Source organism: Enterococcus florum, assembly GCF_004309355.1.
Lineage (GTDB): Bacteria > Bacillota > Bacilli > Lactobacillales > Enterococcaceae > Enterococcus_A > Enterococcus_A florum.
On the sequence record NZ_BJCC01000024.1, the window covers coordinates 26,937 to 43,684 of the forward strand.

The following is a 16,748-nucleotide window of genomic DNA, read 5'->3' on the forward strand; positions in this document are numbered from 1 at the left end:
AACCATCTATTTTGATTTACATGCTAGTATTGCTGTAACGAATCGATTCTAAAAAAATAGAAAGGAGGAGCAATGATCATTCAACTAGCAAATGCTTGGTGCAACGTTAGGATTTCACCGCATGGGGCAGAATTAAAAAGTTTGCAGTCGGTTGCAGCAAAACAGGAATACATCTGGCAAGCAGATCCGGCTATCTGGGAGCGCAGTGCACCGTTTTTGTTTCCTAATGTCGGTCGACTGAAAGAGAATACCTACTTCTATCAAAACAAAAAGTATCACTTAGGTCAACATGGATTTTTACGGGATCAGGATTTTCAGCTGGTAGAGCATACGGAAAATCAAGCAGTTTTACAATTTGAAAGCACGGAGGAGACGCAAAAGAACTATCCTTTTACGTTTCGAACGACCGTCACTTATACCCTGCGCGACAATACATTAGTTGTGGCATTTACTGTGAAAAATCTTGGTGATAAGAAAATGTATTTTTCTTACGGGAATCATGCCGGCTTTTGTGCACCAATTAATCCTGATCTGACCTTTGAGGATTATGCCATTGAACTGCTTCCGCACCAGCGCAGGAAGCGGATCCGCTTAACCAAAGAAAAGCAGTCCGATCTAGAGCATCCGCTTTTAGAGGAGTCTAATCGCATTGCATTGACACATGAAAAGTTCAAAAAAGATGCACTGATCTATCAAACGGAAGGGGAAACACAGATCCGGCTGTATTCGGACAAAGACCCGCGACAATTGATTGTGTCTTACGAGGGATTTTCCTATGTTGGTATCTGGTCGCCTTATCCTACCACAGGAGATTTTGTTTGTATCCAGCCTTGGTGCGGGATTGCTGATCCAATCGCTGCGACACAGCAGTGGACACAGAAACCAGCGAGCCAAGAGTTAGCGGCGAATCAGGAGTTTACTCGGGAATTTCGTTTGACGATTGATTAAAGTGAAGAAAGAGGCGTTTTCAAAATGGTAAAAATTGCAACGATTGGTGGCGGCAGCAGCTATACACCAGAATTGATGGAAGGCTTTATCAAACGGTATGAACAGCTTCCTATCAAAGAAATTTGGTTTACAGATATTCAAGCAGGTAAAGAAAAACTTGAGATTATCGGTGAGATGGCCCAAAGAATGTGGGATGCCTCCCCTTATGAGGTTAAAATCCACACTACGTTAGACCGCGCAGAAGCTCTGACGAATGCTGATTTTGTCACGACACAGTTTCGTGTGGGATTTCTAAATGCGCGCATCAAGGATGAACGGATTCCTTTATCCTATGGGATGCTGGGTCAAGAAACCAATGGCGCTGGTGGAATTTTGAAAGCCTTCAGAACAATCCCAGTGATGTTGGATATTGTGGAGGACATGAAAAAATATTGTCCTCGCGCATGGTTGATCAATTTTACCAATCCTAGTGGGATGGTCACCGAAGCGGTTGTTCGTTATGGCAAATGGGAGAAAGTTATTGGCTTATGCAATATTCCATTAATTGCTACGATGGAGGAGCCTGGATTGATTGACAAGCAGCAAAAAGAGTTGGTCTATCAATTTGCTGGATTGAACCATTTCCATTGGCATAAGGTTTTTGATCTGCAAGGAAACAATGTGACCAGAAGAATACTTAAGGAAATGATGGAAAAAGATGCTGGATTGCCTAAAAATATTTTCAGCGTCCCATTTTTTGAGGAACAGCTGGACAATATCAATATGATCCCTTGTGGATACCACCGTTACTATTATCGTCAAGAGGAGATGCTGTCTCACAGCTTAAAAGAGTATCAAACCATTGGAACAAGGGGAGAACAGGTCAAAGAAACCGAGTCTCAGCTATTCGAACTATATAAGAATCCTGAGCTACATGTGAAGCCGGAGCAACTGGCCAAGCGTGGAGGCGCCTATTATTCTGATGCAGCCTGTGCTACGATTGCGGCTATTCACTCCAATAGTCAAACCCAGATAGTGGTCTCTACCATTAATCGAGGAGCGGTGCCGGATTTGCCGGCGGATTGCGTCGTTGAAGTATCTGCGAATATCGGCTCTACTGGGGCCATCCCTCAGGCATTTGGGTGTTTTAACGCACCAGAAAAAGGCTGGCTGCAATTGATGAAAAATATGGAATTGGCCATTTGTGAGGCTGCAGTCACAGGAAATTACGGATTAGCTTTGCAATCATTTATTATGAATCCGTTAATTCCTTCAGGCGCAACAGCCAAGCGTGTTTTAGATGAGTTATTGATTGCTCATCAATCGTATTTGCCACAATTTGAAGCTACGATTCGAGAACTAGAGGCACAAGGTGTAGAGGTAAAAGATGAGGTATCTAGACAGATAATGCTTGAAGAACAGGGAGGATGACAGATGAAAAATAAAGGTGAAAGTGTTGTTTTTGCAACGATTCAGAAGGTTGGGCGTTCGTTTTTCCTGCCGGTTTCCATTTTACCGATCGCGGGTTTATTACTAGGGATAGGCGCTTCATTGACCAACCAGGGAACGATCGAAGCCTATAATCTCGAAGGTCTTTTAGGGAATGGCACAGCACTGCACGTATTATTTTCGATTTTTTCTCAAGTAGGGACGGTCATTTTTGGCAATTTACCGATTATCTTTGCGATTTCGGTGGCGATCGGGATGGCCAAGCAAGAGAAGGCTGTAGCTGCTTTGTCGGCTGCGATTTCATTTTTTGTGATGCATACAACGATCAATGCTTTGCTGAAAGCCGATGGAAGCATTTTGCCAGATGGTAGTTTCGGTGAAGGAATTCTGGATGGTGCATTAACCAGTGTCGTTGGGATTACTTCGTTGGAAATGGGAGTATTCGGCGGGATCGTTGTGGGATTAGGTGTCGCCGCGCTGCACAATCGATTCTACAAACAGCAGCTGCCTAATGCCTTGTCTTTCTTTGCTGGTGTCCGGTTTGTTCCGATTATTTCTGTGTTGGTCTATATTTTTGTAGGGATCGCTTTTTACTTTGTATGGCCAGTAATTCAGTCAGCGATTTTCTCCGCGGGCGGTCTGGTAATGAAATCAGGTTATTTTGGAACATTTATTTTTGGTTTCATGGAACGAGCGCTGATTCCGTTCGGGCTGCACCATGTTTTCTATATTCCATTCTGGCAAACAGGATTGGGTGGTACGGCGATCATCGATGGTGTAACTGTAGCAGGTGCACAAAATATTTATTTCGCCGAATTGGCTTCAGCTAGTACAACAAGATTTAGTGTGGAGGCTTGCCGTTTCATGACTGGGAAATATCCGTTCATGATGGCTGGTTTGCCTGCAGCGGCGTATGCGATGTATAAAACGGCGAAACCTGAAAACCGTAAATTGGTTGGAGGCCTGCTTTTCTCAGCTGCTTTAACCTCTTTCTTAACCGGAATCACGGAACCGATCGAATTTACGTTCCTGTTCGTTGCACCGTTCTTATTCCTGCTGCATTGTGCCTTCGCCGGTCTTTCTTTTGTCCTTATGCACTTATTGCAGATTTGTATTGGAACGACTTTCTCCTGCGGACTGATCGATTTCTTATTGTATGGGCCGCTGCAAGGAAATGCGAAAACCAATTGGCTCATGATTCTGCCTGTTTTCGTTGGCTATGCGGTATTGTACTTCTTTGTTTTCAAGTTTTTGATTCAAACATTTAATATTCCAACACCTGGAAGAGAAGATGGAGAAGCCAAGTTGTATACGAAAGACGATTTCCAAAAGAAATCTAGTGGCGAAAACCAAGCTGATGACGAGTTGTCTGACGTGATTCTGACAGCTATTGGCGGGTTGACTAATTTAGTTGATATCGATGCTTGTGCGACTCGACTGCGCCTGACGGTCAATGATCCAGAGGCGGTAGATGATGAGCTGCTGAAACAGCACGGCGCAAAAGGCGTGATCAAAAAAGGTAGTGGACTTCAAATCATTTATGGTCCGCAGGTGAGTATTATTAAAAGTAATTTTGAAGAATATGTCGAAGGATTGACGGTATAAAAAGATCTATTTTAGGGTAGACAGGTGATCACAACACACCTGTCTATCTTTGAGTAAAATGAAAACGGTTGTTGACAGTCAGAAACCAAGATGCTATTATTTGTCTATAAATATGAATAGGATTGTTACTTCTTCCGAAGGCATTACCTATAAAGCTGACTCGTTGTCCGTTTTTTAGAGGGTTTGTTTTGGGATTTTTTTGTGTCCTGTTTGCTAGAGGAGGAGTAGATAGAGTGTTTTCATTTTTGAAAAAGAAAAAAGAACCTGGTTTACAAGACATGGTGCTGTATGCACCAGTTAGTGGAGAAGCAGTCGAGTTGGGTCAGGTACCTGATCAAGTTTTTGCCAGCAAAATGATGGGAGAAGGAGTTGCTTTTGAATTCTCAGGGCAAACCATTGCAGCTCCCTGTGATGCTGAAGTTACTTTAATTGCCAATACTCTGCATGCAGTCGGACTACTGGCAGATAATGGGGCGGAAATTTTGATTCACATTGGACTTGATACGACAGAATTGAATGGAGAAGGGTTTGAAGCTAGGGTTTCAGTTGGGCAAAGGGTAAAAAGGGGCGACCGATTGATAACTTTTGATCGTTCCTTTATTGAGGGGAAAGGCTATAGTTTGATCACACCTATGGTCATCACAAACAGCAGTGATTTTTCAGTCGAAGTGTTAAAAACTGCAGCGACTTTCGAAGAAGCGCAATCTCCTATCATCAAGCTTGGATAACGTCTGGAGGTGTTTGATTCATGTTGGTCATTAAAAAAATCAATAACAATGTGGCAATTTGCCGAGACAGCAAACAGCATGAGTTGATTGCCTTTGGAAAAGGGATTGGTTTCCCTGAAATTCCTTACGAGCTAGAGGATCTGAGCATCATTCGGCGAACCTATTACGGAGTAGATGACAATTATTTGAATCTGATTCACTCTGTGCCGGAAGAAATTTTCGAAGTAGCTTCTGAGGTCGTTGATCTGGCAATCGCGAAAATCGATTCGGAGCTGAGTCCGAATATCGTCTTTACCTTGGCCGATCACATTCATTTTGCAGTGGAGAGAATCCGAAAGAATATCAACATCAGCAATCCACTGCAATATGAGGTTCAACATATGTATGAAACAGAGTACGAAATCGGTATGCAAGCAATCCAACTGATGAAAAAAAGACTGAATGTATTTTTTCCAAAAGCGGAGGCAACCAATCTTGCGCTGCATCTAGTCAACGCTCAGGAGAAGCTGATGACGTCTGCAGACCAAGTCAACAGTGAGGAAATCCTTCATGACATCACAGATTTGATAAGTCAACATTTCAATATGTATATCGACAAAAACAGCTTCAATTATGCAAGATTTGTTTCGCATATTCAGTACTTGCTGAAGCGGAAGGAAGCAAAGCAATCTATTGATACCTTGAACAAGAAAATGTTTGAATCAATGATTGAAGAGTACCCGAAGACATATACTTGTGTTGGAAAAATCAGCGATTATTTGGCCGACAGTATTGATTGGACGCTTAGTCAAGAAGAAGAATTGTATTTGATGCTGCATGTAAATCGGCTTTGTGTCAGAGAAGATGCTGAATAACTGAATAACTCTTTGTGCTTGTGAGGCTTGTTACGAGAAAATCGGCATTACCCACCGCAAAAAACATGGATCAACATGTTTTTGTGGTGGGTATTTTTGCGAAAAAATTAGAAAAGGAGTTTTTAAGATGGGAAAATACGATGAACTAGCAGATAAGATCATGAATTTGATCGGCGGGAAAGAAAATGTGAGCTTTTTCACGCATTGTGTGACTCGATTGCGTTTTAACTTGAAGGACCAAAGTGTTGTAGATTTAAAAGAAATTGAGCAGCTTAAAGGGGTCATCGGGGCTCAGTGGTCAAATGGCCAGCTGCAGATCATTATTGGTCAAACTGTGCCTGATGCTTATCGAGCTATTTCAGAACGAACGGGTTTGGGAGCCCAAGAAGGAACGGCAGCGACCGCAGGGAAAGACGAAAAGAAAAAATTTCATCCTAGTATGATTTTAGATGGCATCATCGGCTGCTTAACCCCATTAATCCCTGTCATGATTACAGCTGGTATGCTGAAGGTGGTTGTTCTCTTAGGAGAAATGAGTGGATTACTATCGACGGAGAGTCCCACTCATTTGATTTTCAGCTTTGTGGCGGATGCCGGATTCTACTTCCTACCGGTCTTTATTGGAGCAACAGCAGCTAGAAAATTTGGAGCCAATATGGGTTTAGGGATGATGATGGGGGCAAGTCTTTTGCATCCTAACTTCATGCAAGCGATTGCCGATGGCACAGCATTGAATCTTTTTGGCCTGCCAGTCTATCCAGCCAGCTATGCCAGCTCCATTTTCCCAGCAATCTTGACCGTGTATATTATGTCGAAGGTGGAAAAATTCTTCGGAAACTATACTCCAGCTGCTTTACGAACTTTCTTGCAGCCATTGTTGACGATCATTGTGATGATTCCTTTGTCCCTGATTGTTTTAAGTCCGGCTGGAGCGATCGTTGGCGAGTATTTTGCCAAAGTGATGACTTGGCTGTATGAAACAACGGGATTTTTGGGAATCGGTGTTTTGACGAGTATTTTACCGTTTGTAATCATGACTGGCATGCATTTAGCGTTGAATCCTGGCTCATTCCAGATGTTGGCAACCTTAGGATATGATTCCATCGTCATGCCGACAATGGTACTTTCCAATCTGAATCAAGGAGCTGCGGCATTGGCTGTGGCAGTGAAAACAAAGAACAAAGAAGTCCGCTCTTTAGCAATTTCTAGTGCGATCACGGTGATCGTTGGTGGAGTCAGCGAACCGGTAATGTTTGGAATCAATTTAAAATATAAACGACCAATGATAGCAGCGATGGTCGGCAGCTTCTGCGGCGGGTGTGTAGCTGGATTGTTTAAAGCACATGCCTACGCTTTTGCATCAATGGGTGTTTTTGGCTTCCCGGCTTTTATTGGAGATAATAGTCTGTCTGCGCTGTATGCGATTTTAGCAGGAGTAGCAGTGGGAATGATCGTCACTTTTCTAACAGGCTTATTCATTATTAAAGCAGAGGAGTTAGTTCAATGATGGGATTTCCTGAAAAGTTTTTATGGGGCGGCGCTACCGCAGCAAATCAATGTGAAGGGGCTTGGAATGTTGATGGGCGTGGATTAGCGAATGTTGATTTGGCTCCAACAGGGAAAGATCGCCGGGCCGTCTTGACTGGCGAACAGAAAATGCTGGATTTTGATGAGGCCCATTATTACCCGGCTAAAGAAGGCATCGACATGTATCATCGCTACAAGGAGGACATTCGTCTATTCGGTGAAATGGGCTTCAAGGTTTATCGGATGAGTATCGCTTGGACGCGCATTTTTCCGCGAGGTGATGAGGAAGAACCCAATGAACAGGGGCTGGAATTTTATGAGAATTTATTTAGTGAATGCCACAAATATGGTATCGAACCATTGGTCACTATTTCCCATTTCGATTGCCCAATGCATTTGGTCAATACGTATGGTGGTTGGAAAAATCGTCAAATGATCAGCTTCTTTGAGAAGTACAGCCGAGTGCTTTTTGAACGATTCAACGGGTTAGTCAAGTACTGGCTGACCTTTAACGAGATCAATATGATTTTGCATGCCCCATTTATGGGGGCAGGGGTCTATTTCGAACCCGAAGACGATCAGGAAAAAATCAAGTATCAAGCGGCTCATCATGAATTGGTAGCCAGTGCTTTGGTCACCAAATTGGCCCATGAAATCAACCCTGAGTATCAAATTGGGTGTATGCTTGCTGGCGGAGACACGTACCCGATGACCTGTGATCCAAAAGATGTTTGGCAGGCTAAAATCGAAGATCGCAGCAATTACTTCTTCACTGATGTTCACGTTCGCGGGTATTATCCTGCTTATGCTGTAAAAGAATTGGAACGAAAGGGTATTTTTCCAGAGACTCAGCCGGAGGATATGGAATTGTTGAACAAGTATCCTGTCGACTTTATTTCATTCTCTTATTACGCCAGCCGCTGTGCCAGTGCTGATCCAGAGATAAGCAAACTAACTGACGGAAATGTTCTAGCGTCGCTAAAGAATCCTTATTTGAAAGCCAGTGAATGGGGCTGGCAAATCGATCCTTTGGGGTTTCGAATTACGCTGAACACGCTATACGATCGCTATCAAAAACCGTTGTTTGTCGTTGAAAATGGATTAGGAGCCTTGGACGTTCCAGATGAGAAAGGCTGCGTGATGGATGATTATCGAATCGACTATCTGCGTGCCCATATTCAGGCCATGAAAGAGGCGGTCGTTTTGGATGGTGTAGATCTTTTAGGCTACACAACCTGGGGACCGATCGATCTTGTCTCGGCTGGAACTGGTGAAATGAGTAAGCGGTACGGGTTCATTTATGTCGATCGTGACGATCAAGGGAACGGGACTTTGAATCGCAGCAAAAAGAAATCCTTTGACTGGTACAAAAAGGTCATTGCCAGCAATGGTGAGGATTTGGATTGATGGATTGTGAGCCCTCAATTGCTATTAAATAGCTCTATGCGCTTTCAGGCTCATCCCTTATAATGGAGAAAAAGGGAGGGATTTAATGTAATGTTAATTACTGAAAAGTTGAAAGAGCCAAAGCATTCAGAAATGGACCAAGCTTTATCGGTATTCTTCCTCGAAAATAGTGAACAGCTAGAAGAGCTGAGCGCTCGGATGATTGCCCAGCAGATCTACACGGCACCATCTACAGTTGTGCGCTTTTGCCAGCGGCTGGGATTTAAAGGGTTTAATGATTTCAAGAAAGCATATTTAGATGAACAAAATTATTTAAATGCACATTTTAAGGATATCGATCCGAATGCTCCCTTCAGCAGTCGAGACCGCTATGTCACGATTGCCAGTAAACTGAGTGCGCTGTATCATGAAACAGCAGTAGATACCTTATCTCTACTGAATCATGATATTTTGCAGCAAGTTACCCAAATGCTCCATCAAAGCGACACGATTTATATATGCTCTGCTGGAGACTCTCTGGAAGCAGGACGGACCTTTAAAAACCGGATGATCAAAATCGGGAAACAAGTCATCGTTGAAGAACGAACTGATAACATGTTTTATCAGGCCTGTTACGCCACCACAAAGGCATGTTTTATCGTTATTTCCTATTCAGGAGAAACCGAACGCATTCTACGGACCGCCAAAAAATTAGCGGAACGAAGGATTCCGACGATTGCGATCACTTCTTATGGTGAGAACACACTAAGTGACTTGATTTCTTGTGTTATCTATATCTCCACTCGCGAAAAATTAATTGATAATCTAGGTAATTTTAGTGCAATGCTGTCGATCTCGTATATCTTAGATACGGTATATGCCTGTATGTTCAATGAAAATTACCAAACGAACCGAGAGAATAAGCAGAATTTTTCGTTGGAAAATGAACTGTATCGAAAATCAAACAATCCGATCATTGCGGACAAATTCAGAAACATGTAGCCTTGCCTGCATGTTTCTTTTTGTAGTCTGCAACACTGTTGCGCAAAAAAATGATTTATGCGGTACAATTTCGCAACAGTGAATAAACCGCTTTCGGTTTTATTGTTCGGACCGATGTCTGGTTATATAGTGAAGATACCAAAAGGGAGTACATCAAGTAGGAGGGGTATTATGGATTACCAAAGTTTGGCAAAGGACATCTTAAAAAATGTTGGGGGAAATGAAAACGTTAACGGTTTGGCACACTGTGCAACCCGTTTGCGTTTTAATTTGAAGGATGATCGCAAGGCGAACGAAGCAGCACTAAAAAATTTAATCGGGGTGGTTGGGGTTGTCAATAAAGGCGGTCAATACCAAGTCATTATTGGCAATGAAGTAAAAGAAGTTTATCAGGCTTTAAATCGATTGGGAAAGTTTTCCGAAGGCTCTTCTTCCGAGAAAGCCGAAAATAAAGGGATCATTTCGAAGGTTTTAGATGTGATTGCTGGAATTTTTGTTCCCATCGTACCTGCATTAACTGGTGCAGGGATGCTGAAGGCGTTACTGGCGCTTTTATCGATGCTGGGCTGGGTCAGTGTCGAATCACAAACCTATCAAATTTTGAACTTTATTGGCGATGCTGCATTTTACTTCTTACCGGTCTTATTAGCTAGTTCCGCCGCCAAAAAGTTTAACTGCAATCAGTATATTGCCATAACACTCGGAGGCATTCTGCTCCATCCAACATTTACGACTATGATTGCTGGTGCCAGAGAAGCTGGTAGTTCTTTAGAATTATTCGGCCTGCCAGTGACCTTGGCAAATTATGGCTCATCGGTTATCCCGATTATCCTAGCGATATGGTTTATGTCTTATATTGAGCCTATTGCTGATCGCGTCATGCCAAAAGCGATTCGCTTGTTCATGTCGCCGTTGACGACCTTAATTATTGTGGCACCAGTGACCTTAATCGTCATTGGACCTCTGGGTACCTTGCTGGGCACAGGTTTAGGGAACTTCATTAACTTTGTTGAACAATATGCAAGTTGGTTAGTGCCAACTTTGGTGGGGACCTTTACACCGTTGCTGGTTATGACCGGGATGCATTATGGGTTGATCCCCATCGGTATTAATTTGTTAGCAACGACCGGTTATGATACAGTCGCAGGTCCAGGGATGATGGTATCCAATATTGCACAAGGAGGCGCTGCTTTGGCGGTCGCGTTCAAAACAAAAAATCTCTCGATTCGCCAACTGTCTATCTCAACAGGGATTTCTGCGATAGCTGGGATCACCGAACCGGCTTTGTACGGGATCAATCTACGTTTTAAGAAACCATTGATTGCAGCGATGATCGGTGGCGGAGTGGCTGGATTATTTTTAGGTATTATGAATGTTGGTCGATACGCACAAGTAGCACCTGGACTTTTTGCCTTGCCAAGCTTCTTTGGAGAAAGAGGATTCGCCAATTTTCTATATGCGGTAATCGGCTGTGTGATTGCCTTTGTAGTTGCCTTTGCAGCGGAACTGATTTTAGGGATTGAAGAGTCCGATGAATCAGTTTCAAAGGAACAAAAAGCAGATAAACACATAGGTCCTGATCAATTAACGGCACCGATAGCGGGGAAAGTTATTCCGTTAACCGATGTCAATGACCCTGTTTTTTCTAGTGGTGCCTTAGGCAAAGGCTTCGGCATTATCCCTAGTGAAGGAAAAATTTACGCTCCAGTTGACGGCACGATTTCGGCTGTTTTTGACAGCAATCATGCGATCGGAATTGAAAGTGAACAAGGAGCTGAAATTCTGATTCATGTAGGAATCGATACGGTTTCTTTAAACGGAGAGGGCTTTACTTCTCACGTGGCAATGGGACAAAAGGTAAAAAAAGGTGAACTGCTTTTAGAGGTGGACTTAGCTAAAATTGCAGAAAAACAGCTAGATAATGTCACTATGCTGGTAGTGACCAATTCGGATGCTTACCAAAATATTACTATTGAAAAATCAGGATCAGTAACAGTTGGCGAAGAGCTGCTGATTATTGAGTAAGAGGAGCTTAAATTATGGGATTTCCAGATCATTTTTTATGGGGCGGTGCGACTGCTGCCAATCAAATTGAGGGGGCCTATTTAGAGGATGGCAAGGGACTGAGCACAGCTGACCTAATGGTGCTCAGTGAACATGGGAAAAAAAGAGAAATCAGTTCAACGGTTGAAGCGGGGAAATATTATCCTACTCATCAAGCGATCGATTACTACCATCGCTATGAAGAGGACATTGCGCTGTTCGCAGAGATGGGCTTTAAATGTTATCGCCTGTCCTTTGCTTGGTCACGGATCTTTCCAAATGGGGATGATCGAGTGCCAAATCAAAAAGGCTTAGATTTCTATGATCGAGTTATTGATTTGTGCTTGTCCTACGGTATTGAACCTTTAGTCACCTTGTCACATTTTGAAACGCCTATAGGTTTAAGCAAGTATGGCTATTGGAACAATCGAAAAGTCGTTGATTTTTTTGTCCATTATGCCAAAACAGTCTTTGAACATTTCCGAGGCCGGGTAAATTACTGGCTTACCTTTAATGAAATCAATGTCATGTCAACGATGCCTTGGAATGCAGGAGGTATTTCGCTGGAGGCAAGTGAAGAAACTAAAATGACCGCAGCTTATCATCAGCTGCTGGCTAGTGCCAAAGCCGTTGCAATCGGGCATCAGATTGATCCTGAGAATCAAATTGGCCTGATGTACGCCGGACACTTTTCGTATCCTAACAGCTGTGATCCAGAAGACATACAGGGAAACGAAGATTTTCAAAAGAAGATGTTGTTTTATGTCGATGTTCAGTGTCGTGGGAAGTATCCGAACTACAAGCTGAAGGAGTTGGAGCGTCAAAACATTGTTCTACCGATTCAAGAAGGAGACGCTGAGAGTTTGCTCGCCGGAACAGTAGACTACATATCCTACAGTTATTACTTGACTCATGTTTGCGGCAAGAAAACCAGAGGAATTTTTAAAGGCTTGAATGGTTTGGAAACGGGCTACAAAAACCCGCATATTCAAAAATCTGAGTGGGGATGGGGCATTGATCCTAAAGGGTTGCGTTATTCCTTGAATTTTCTATACGATCGATATCAGTTGCCTGTAATGGTGGTAGAAAATGGGTTGGGTGCCGTGGATGTTGTCGAAGCGGACGGTTCGATTCAGGATGATTATCGAATTGATTATTTACGGGCACATTTGCTGGAAATGGAAAAAGCGATCGAGCTGGACGGCGTACCAGTGATGGGCTATACCGCCTGGGGACCAATTGATTTGATCGCAGCCAGCACTGGTGAAATGAAGAAACGTTATGGATTTATCTATGTAGATTTAGATGACGAGGGACAAGGAACCAAAGAACGCAGCAGGAAAAAATCGTTTTACTGGTACAAAGAAGTCATCGCTACAAACGGAGAAAGTCTTATGAGGGAAAGGAGTGGCATAAAAGGTGAAGCAGTTGTTTTTTGATAGTGAATTTTGCAGTATGGGACGTTGGATCGCTTTAGTGGCGGCGGAAAAATTAGGGCTGGCTTTTTATGATGATCAGGAGTTATTTAAGCTGGCTGATCCAGAGGACTTAAATGCCAAACAAGCAGCTGAATTAACAGAATGGCTGAAAGTAACTGAAAACGATTATCAAGCTGTTTCTCAAAATCTGAAGTTCCGCCAAACAGAACAAGCTTTTCGGCAAGCGGTTCAGCAGGCTTTGGCTAAAGGGCCTTGTGCTATCCATGAACGAGGAAGCGTGGATTTAAAAAGCGAGGACACACTGGCGATTATGATCTACAACTCGGATGTGAAGGACAAGAGCCAACGGGTTGGTTTTGAAAAAAAGTATAGCCAAGAAGAGTTGAGCGAGCAACAGCGCTTGTTGCTGTTGAAGCAAGAAGATCAAGCTCGTCGCCTTTACAAGAATGCAGCGGCTGGACAAGAAATATGGGGGAAAAAGGAGTACTACGATCTTTGTATTGATACAGCTGCCTTCTCCAAGGAAAAGTGTGTCGATATTCTGGTGAATGCGTTAAGTGAATCGGCCATCAGTAACGAGGATTTTACCAAAATCGTGATCGAAAAATACGGAGTCGTTGAGTAATGCGCAGCGTGGTATATGCAGTGATCGTCTTTGTAGCAACAGCTACGGGGGCCATCACCGGACTGGGGGGCGGCGTCATTATCAAACCGCTCTTTGATTTGATCGGTGGAAATACAGCCGCGGCGATCAGCTTTTACTCTTCGATTTCAGTTTTCACTATGAGCATCGTCTCAATCTATAAGCAAGTAAAAAGAGGTTTTGAGTTTGATGTAAAAAGGCTTTTGTCGATTTCAGGCGGCTCAGTGGTTGGCGGTTTTCTTGGAGAAAGTATCTTTTCCATGGCCGCTAGCCAGTTCACTAATCAGACCATTAAACTGATCCAATCGATTTTACTGCTGCTAACGTTAGTGTTCATTCTGATCTATACCTTTAACAAGCAACGATTTAAACATTATCAGATCCGAAATTATGCTGCTTCTACAATGGTGGGTTCGTTTTTAGGAACGATCTCAGTGTTTTTAGGGATTGGCGGTGGCCCGCTGAATGTTGCCCTCTTGTTGATTCTTTTCTCTTATACGATGAAGCAAGCAGTCATTTATTCCATTGCGACGATTTTCTTTTCACAAGTGTCGAAGCTGTTAATGGTGACTGTGACTGGACAATTAGCTGATTTTCACCTTTCAATCGTTCCTGTGCTGATGATCACCGCAATTTTCGGCGGCTATTTAGGAACTTGTATCAATCAGCGCTTAAATGACAGAAAGATCGAAAGACTGTATAGCTTGTTGATGTTTTTCCTCTTGATAATAACGTTGATCAATATTGTTAGAAATTAAGAATGAATCATCTTTGGATGGTTCTTTTTTGTTTGATTCGAAGTAAATGAAAGAAAAAGAATTGTTTAACACAGGTCAAACCAATTAAGTAAGTTTTGTCTCGATTGTGAGATAAACGAAAGAATTCCAAAGGAGCTAGTCCAATTGCTAGATGCTGGAGATGGGACGTTTGCGCACCACCATTCGATTATGAAAATTATGGAGGTGAGATGTAATCTGAGTAATATAAGAATATATTTGGATACGAATTTAGAATTAGTGATCGGCAATAAAAATGTTTATCCAGACAAAAAGTCCTCAGGAGAGATTTACCTGAGGTTTTCTTATTTAAATCGATTTTATCACTCGACAAGGACTGCCGTAAGCTAAGACATTCTCAGGCACATCCTTCGTCACAATACTCCCTGCACCAATGACGGAATTTTTACCGATGGTCACACCAGGCAAAACGATGGTGGAAGTGCCGATCCAGACATTTTCTTCGATCACGATCGGGCTGTTGAACTGTGCGCGTTTTTTACGCAGGGCTGGTTCCAGCGGGTGAGTCCCTGTACAAAGGGTGACGTTTGGTCCAATCATCACGTCGTCCTTGATCGTGATTCTTGCATCATCCACCAATGAAAGATTGAAATTCGCATAGACATTTTTCCCAATATAGGTATTTTTCCCCCAGTTGGCAGAAAAAGGGCCTTCAATGTAAGAATCCTCGCCAAAACTGCCAAGCAACTGCTGCAGCAAAGCGTGTTTTTCTGCAGTTTTACTGGGCAAAGTATGGTTGAAACGAAATAGCAGGTCGCGATAGATTGCCTGCTCCTTGCCGATGCTGTCGTCTTCGTAATAAATCTCTCCACTGTTTAAGAGGGTTTCCCATTTGCTGCTAATCATTGAAATGCGCTCCTTTTTGATATAATCATGCTTGGTTTTCTGACGGTCCACAAGGTTTGAAGGGGAAAAAATCACAAAAGGTTGAAAGATTCCAACAAAGAGAATAATAAAAGTAAAATGAGTCGACCTGTCCTCTCCATTGACAACCCTATATAAAAAATGATTTAATAAATACGAACATATGTTTGTTTGCGAGGTGGGGAAAATGAATCTTTACGAAGGGGAACCAGTTCGGGATGTGTTTTGTATGGATTCAAAAAGTTTTTATGCCAGTGTCGAGTGTGTGGAGCGGGGCCTGAACCCCATTCACACGCTGTTGGTGGTTATGAGCGGCGACCGTGAAGGAGGAGGATTGATCTTAGCCGCGAGTCCGAAGGCGAAGAAAGTTTTAGGGATCAGCAATGTCAGTCGGGGATTTGAGGTGCCGAATCACCCAGATTTGTTGATCGTGCCGCCGCGGATGACCTTGTATATGCAGTATCATATGGAGATTTTGACTATTTTTCGTCAGTATATGGCCGATGAAGACATCCATACGTACAGCATTGATGAGCAGTTCGGCGATCTGACCCGCAGCTGGCATTTATTTGGCAGAAGCGCAGAGGAGGTCGTTCGACGAATTCAAAAAGAGATTCGTGAGCGTGTGCATATTTTTACCAGTGTTGGACTTTCGGTTAATCCTTTGCTGGCGAAAGTGGCGATGGATGTGGAAGCGAAGCATTCGCAATACCTTTTTACCAAATGGGGCTATGAGGATGTGCAGGAGAAGGTCTGGCCGATCAAGTTAGGCGATTTTTGGGGGATTGGCAGACGAATGGAAAAACGCTACAACCGCATGGGAATGAAGACCATGGGAGATCTGGCCCACGCCAATCCCTACATTTTGAAAAATTATTATGGGGTGATCAGCATGCAGCATTACATGCATGCGTGGGGAATCGACCGTTCGGTGCTGTCGCAAAAGGACAATTATCCGCAAAAAGAGAAATCTATCGGCAATTCGCAAGTACTGCCGAAAAATTATGCTCGCAAAGAAGAGATCGAAGCAGTATTGTCGGAAATCTGCGAGCAGGTGGCGCAACGCTTACGCAAAGCGGGTGTTCTGGGCGGCACACTGCACTTAGGCATCGGCTATGCCCACAACGGGACCGGAAAAGGCGGCTTCCATCACCAAACTAAGATCACGCCGACTAATCAAGGCAAGCAGCTGGCTAAGAATGCGCTGTTTTTGTTCGAAAAGTTTTGGGACCGCTCTGAAGTCCGCAATATTTCGGTTAATCTCTCTTCTTTTCAAGCGGCAGAGGGACTGCAGCTGAATCTGTTTGAGGATCCGAAAAATACCATTAAGGAAGACCGTATTGATGATGTGATCAGCCAGATCCGTCAAAGGTATCCGCTGCGTTCTATCGTTCGCGCGCATTCGCTGGTAGAGGGCGCCACTGCGATCAATCGAGCCGGATTAGTAGGCGGGCATGCAGGTGGAATGGAAGGTCTGTAAGAAA

At 43.3% G+C, this 16,748-nt stretch carries 14 protein-coding genes; 13 read left to right on the forward strand and 1 reads right to left on the reverse strand.

All coding sequences use genetic code 11. The features are described from left to right. The first annotated feature begins 72 nt into the window (after positions 1-72). The 12 genes from NRIC_RS13580 (at position 73) to NRIC_RS13635 (ending at position 14,361) form a co-directional block, all read left to right on the forward strand. Complete coding sequence (locus NRIC_RS13580) at positions 73-948, forward strand: aldose 1-epimerase family protein (RefSeq protein WP_146623245.1); 876 nt, start codon at positions 73-75, stop codon at positions 946-948. A 24-nt stretch (positions 949-972) separates the two neighbouring features. Then, positions 973-2,358, forward strand: a complete 1,386-nt coding sequence (locus tag NRIC_RS13585; protein WP_146623246.1) for a 6-phospho-beta-glucosidase — start codon at positions 973-975, stop codon at positions 2,356-2,358. Between the two features lie 3 nt (positions 2,359-2,361). After that, positions 2,362-3,981 carry a PTS transporter subunit EIIC gene (locus tag NRIC_RS13590; protein WP_146623247.1) on the forward strand — a complete coding sequence of 540 codons (1,620 nt, stop codon included), beginning with the start codon at positions 2,362-2,364 and terminating at the stop codon, positions 3,979-3,981. A gap of 233 nt (positions 3,982-4,214) precedes the next feature. Continuing rightward, positions 4,215-4,709 carry a PTS sugar transporter subunit IIA gene (locus tag NRIC_RS13595; RefSeq protein WP_227873809.1) on the forward strand — a complete coding sequence of 165 codons (495 nt, stop codon included), beginning with the start codon at positions 4,215-4,217 and terminating at the stop codon, positions 4,707-4,709. Between the two features lie 20 nt (positions 4,710-4,729). After that, the gene (locus NRIC_RS13600; RefSeq protein ID WP_146623248.1) at positions 4,730-5,563 is read left to right on the forward strand and encodes a PRD domain-containing protein; all 834 of its coding nucleotides are present in this window, start codon (positions 4,730-4,732) and stop codon (positions 5,561-5,563) included. A 127-nt stretch (positions 5,564-5,690) separates the two neighbouring features. Further along, positions 5,691-7,070: a PTS transporter subunit EIIC gene (locus NRIC_RS13605; protein WP_146623249.1), complete on the forward strand. Its 1,380-nt coding sequence runs from the start codon at positions 5,691-5,693 to the stop codon at positions 7,068-7,070. Beyond that, positions 7,070-8,497 (forward strand): 6-phospho-beta-glucosidase, encoded by a 1,428-nt coding sequence (locus NRIC_RS13610; protein WP_146623325.1) that lies wholly within the window; start codon positions 7,070-7,072, stop codon positions 8,495-8,497. Before NRIC_RS13605 ends, NRIC_RS13610 begins: the two co-directional genes overlap by 1 nt. A gap of 90 nt (positions 8,498-8,587) precedes the next feature. Further along, positions 8,588-9,478, forward strand: coding sequence for a MurR/RpiR family transcriptional regulator (locus NRIC_RS13615; protein ID WP_146623250.1), 891 nt, complete (start codon positions 8,588-8,590; stop codon positions 9,476-9,478). 171 nt (positions 9,479-9,649) lie between these two features. Beyond that, on the forward strand, positions 9,650-11,503 hold the full coding sequence (locus tag NRIC_RS13620) for a beta-glucoside-specific PTS transporter subunit IIABC (protein WP_146623251.1): 1,854 nt from the start codon (positions 9,650-9,652) through the stop codon (positions 11,501-11,503). 14 nt (positions 11,504-11,517) lie between these two features. After that, positions 11,518-12,960, forward strand: a complete 1,443-nt coding sequence (locus NRIC_RS13625) for a glycoside hydrolase family 1 protein (protein ID WP_146623252.1) — start codon at positions 11,518-11,520, stop codon at positions 12,958-12,960. Further along, a complete protein-coding gene (locus tag NRIC_RS13630; protein WP_146623253.1) occupies positions 12,941-13,585 on the forward strand; it encodes a cytidylate kinase-like family protein in 645 nt (214 codons plus the stop codon). The genes NRIC_RS13625 and NRIC_RS13630 overlap by 20 nt, the downstream gene beginning before the upstream one ends. Then, entirely contained in the window at positions 13,585-14,361 is a 777-nt protein-coding gene (locus NRIC_RS13635; RefSeq protein ID WP_146623254.1) for a sulfite exporter TauE/SafE family protein, read from the forward strand. Before NRIC_RS13630 ends, NRIC_RS13635 begins: the two co-directional genes overlap by 1 nt. A 327-nt stretch (positions 14,362-14,688) precedes the next feature. On the opposite strand, the gene NRIC_RS13640 is transcribed toward NRIC_RS13635, so the two are convergent. After that, complete coding sequence (locus NRIC_RS13640; protein ID WP_146623255.1) at positions 14,689-15,246, reverse strand: sugar O-acetyltransferase; 558 nt, start codon at positions 15,244-15,246, stop codon at positions 14,689-14,691. Positions 15,247-15,451: 205 nt separating this feature from the next. Here NRIC_RS13640 and NRIC_RS13645 point away from each other — a divergent pair, with 205 nt between their 5' ends. Then, the gene (locus NRIC_RS13645) at positions 15,452-16,744 is read left to right on the forward strand and encodes a Y-family DNA polymerase (RefSeq protein WP_146623256.1); all 1,293 of its coding nucleotides are present in this window, start codon (positions 15,452-15,454) and stop codon (positions 16,742-16,744) included. The last annotated feature ends 4 nt before the right edge of the window (positions 16,745-16,748 follow it).

Excerpts from the sequence above, each read along its gene's own strand:
- NRIC_RS13580 (WP_146623245.1), top strand. The coding sequence starts at position 73 with ATGATCATTCAACTAGCAAATGCTTGGTGCAACGTTAGGATTTCACCG.
- NRIC_RS13585 (WP_146623246.1), top strand. The coding sequence starts at position 973 with ATGGTAAAAATTGCAACGATTGGTGGCGGCAGCAGCTATACACCAGAA.
- NRIC_RS13590 (WP_146623247.1), top strand. The coding sequence starts at position 2,362 with ATGAAAAATAAAGGTGAAAGTGTTGTTTTTGCAACGATTCAGAAGGTT.
- NRIC_RS13600 (WP_146623248.1), top strand. The coding sequence starts at position 4,730 with ATGTTGGTCATTAAAAAAATCAATAACAATGTGGCAATTTGCCGAGAC.
- NRIC_RS13605 (WP_146623249.1), top strand. The coding sequence starts at position 5,691 with ATGGGAAAATACGATGAACTAGCAGATAAGATCATGAATTTGATCGGC.
- NRIC_RS13610 (WP_146623325.1), top strand. The coding sequence starts at position 7,070 with ATGGGATTTCCTGAAAAGTTTTTATGGGGCGGCGCTACCGCAGCAAAT.
- NRIC_RS13615 (WP_146623250.1), top strand. The coding sequence starts at position 8,588 with ATGTTAATTACTGAAAAGTTGAAAGAGCCAAAGCATTCAGAAATGGAC.
- NRIC_RS13620 (WP_146623251.1), top strand. The coding sequence starts at position 9,650 with ATGGATTACCAAAGTTTGGCAAAGGACATCTTAAAAAATGTTGGGGGA.
- NRIC_RS13625 (WP_146623252.1), top strand. The coding sequence starts at position 11,518 with ATGGGATTTCCAGATCATTTTTTATGGGGCGGTGCGACTGCTGCCAAT.
- NRIC_RS13635 (WP_146623254.1), top strand. The coding sequence starts at position 13,585 with ATGCGCAGCGTGGTATATGCAGTGATCGTCTTTGTAGCAACAGCTACG.
- NRIC_RS13640 (WP_146623255.1), bottom strand. The coding sequence starts at position 15,246 with ATGATTAGCAGCAAATGGGAAACCCTCTTAAACAGTGGAGAGATTTAT.
- NRIC_RS13645 (WP_146623256.1), top strand. The coding sequence starts at position 15,452 with ATGAATCTTTACGAAGGGGAACCAGTTCGGGATGTGTTTTGTATGGAT.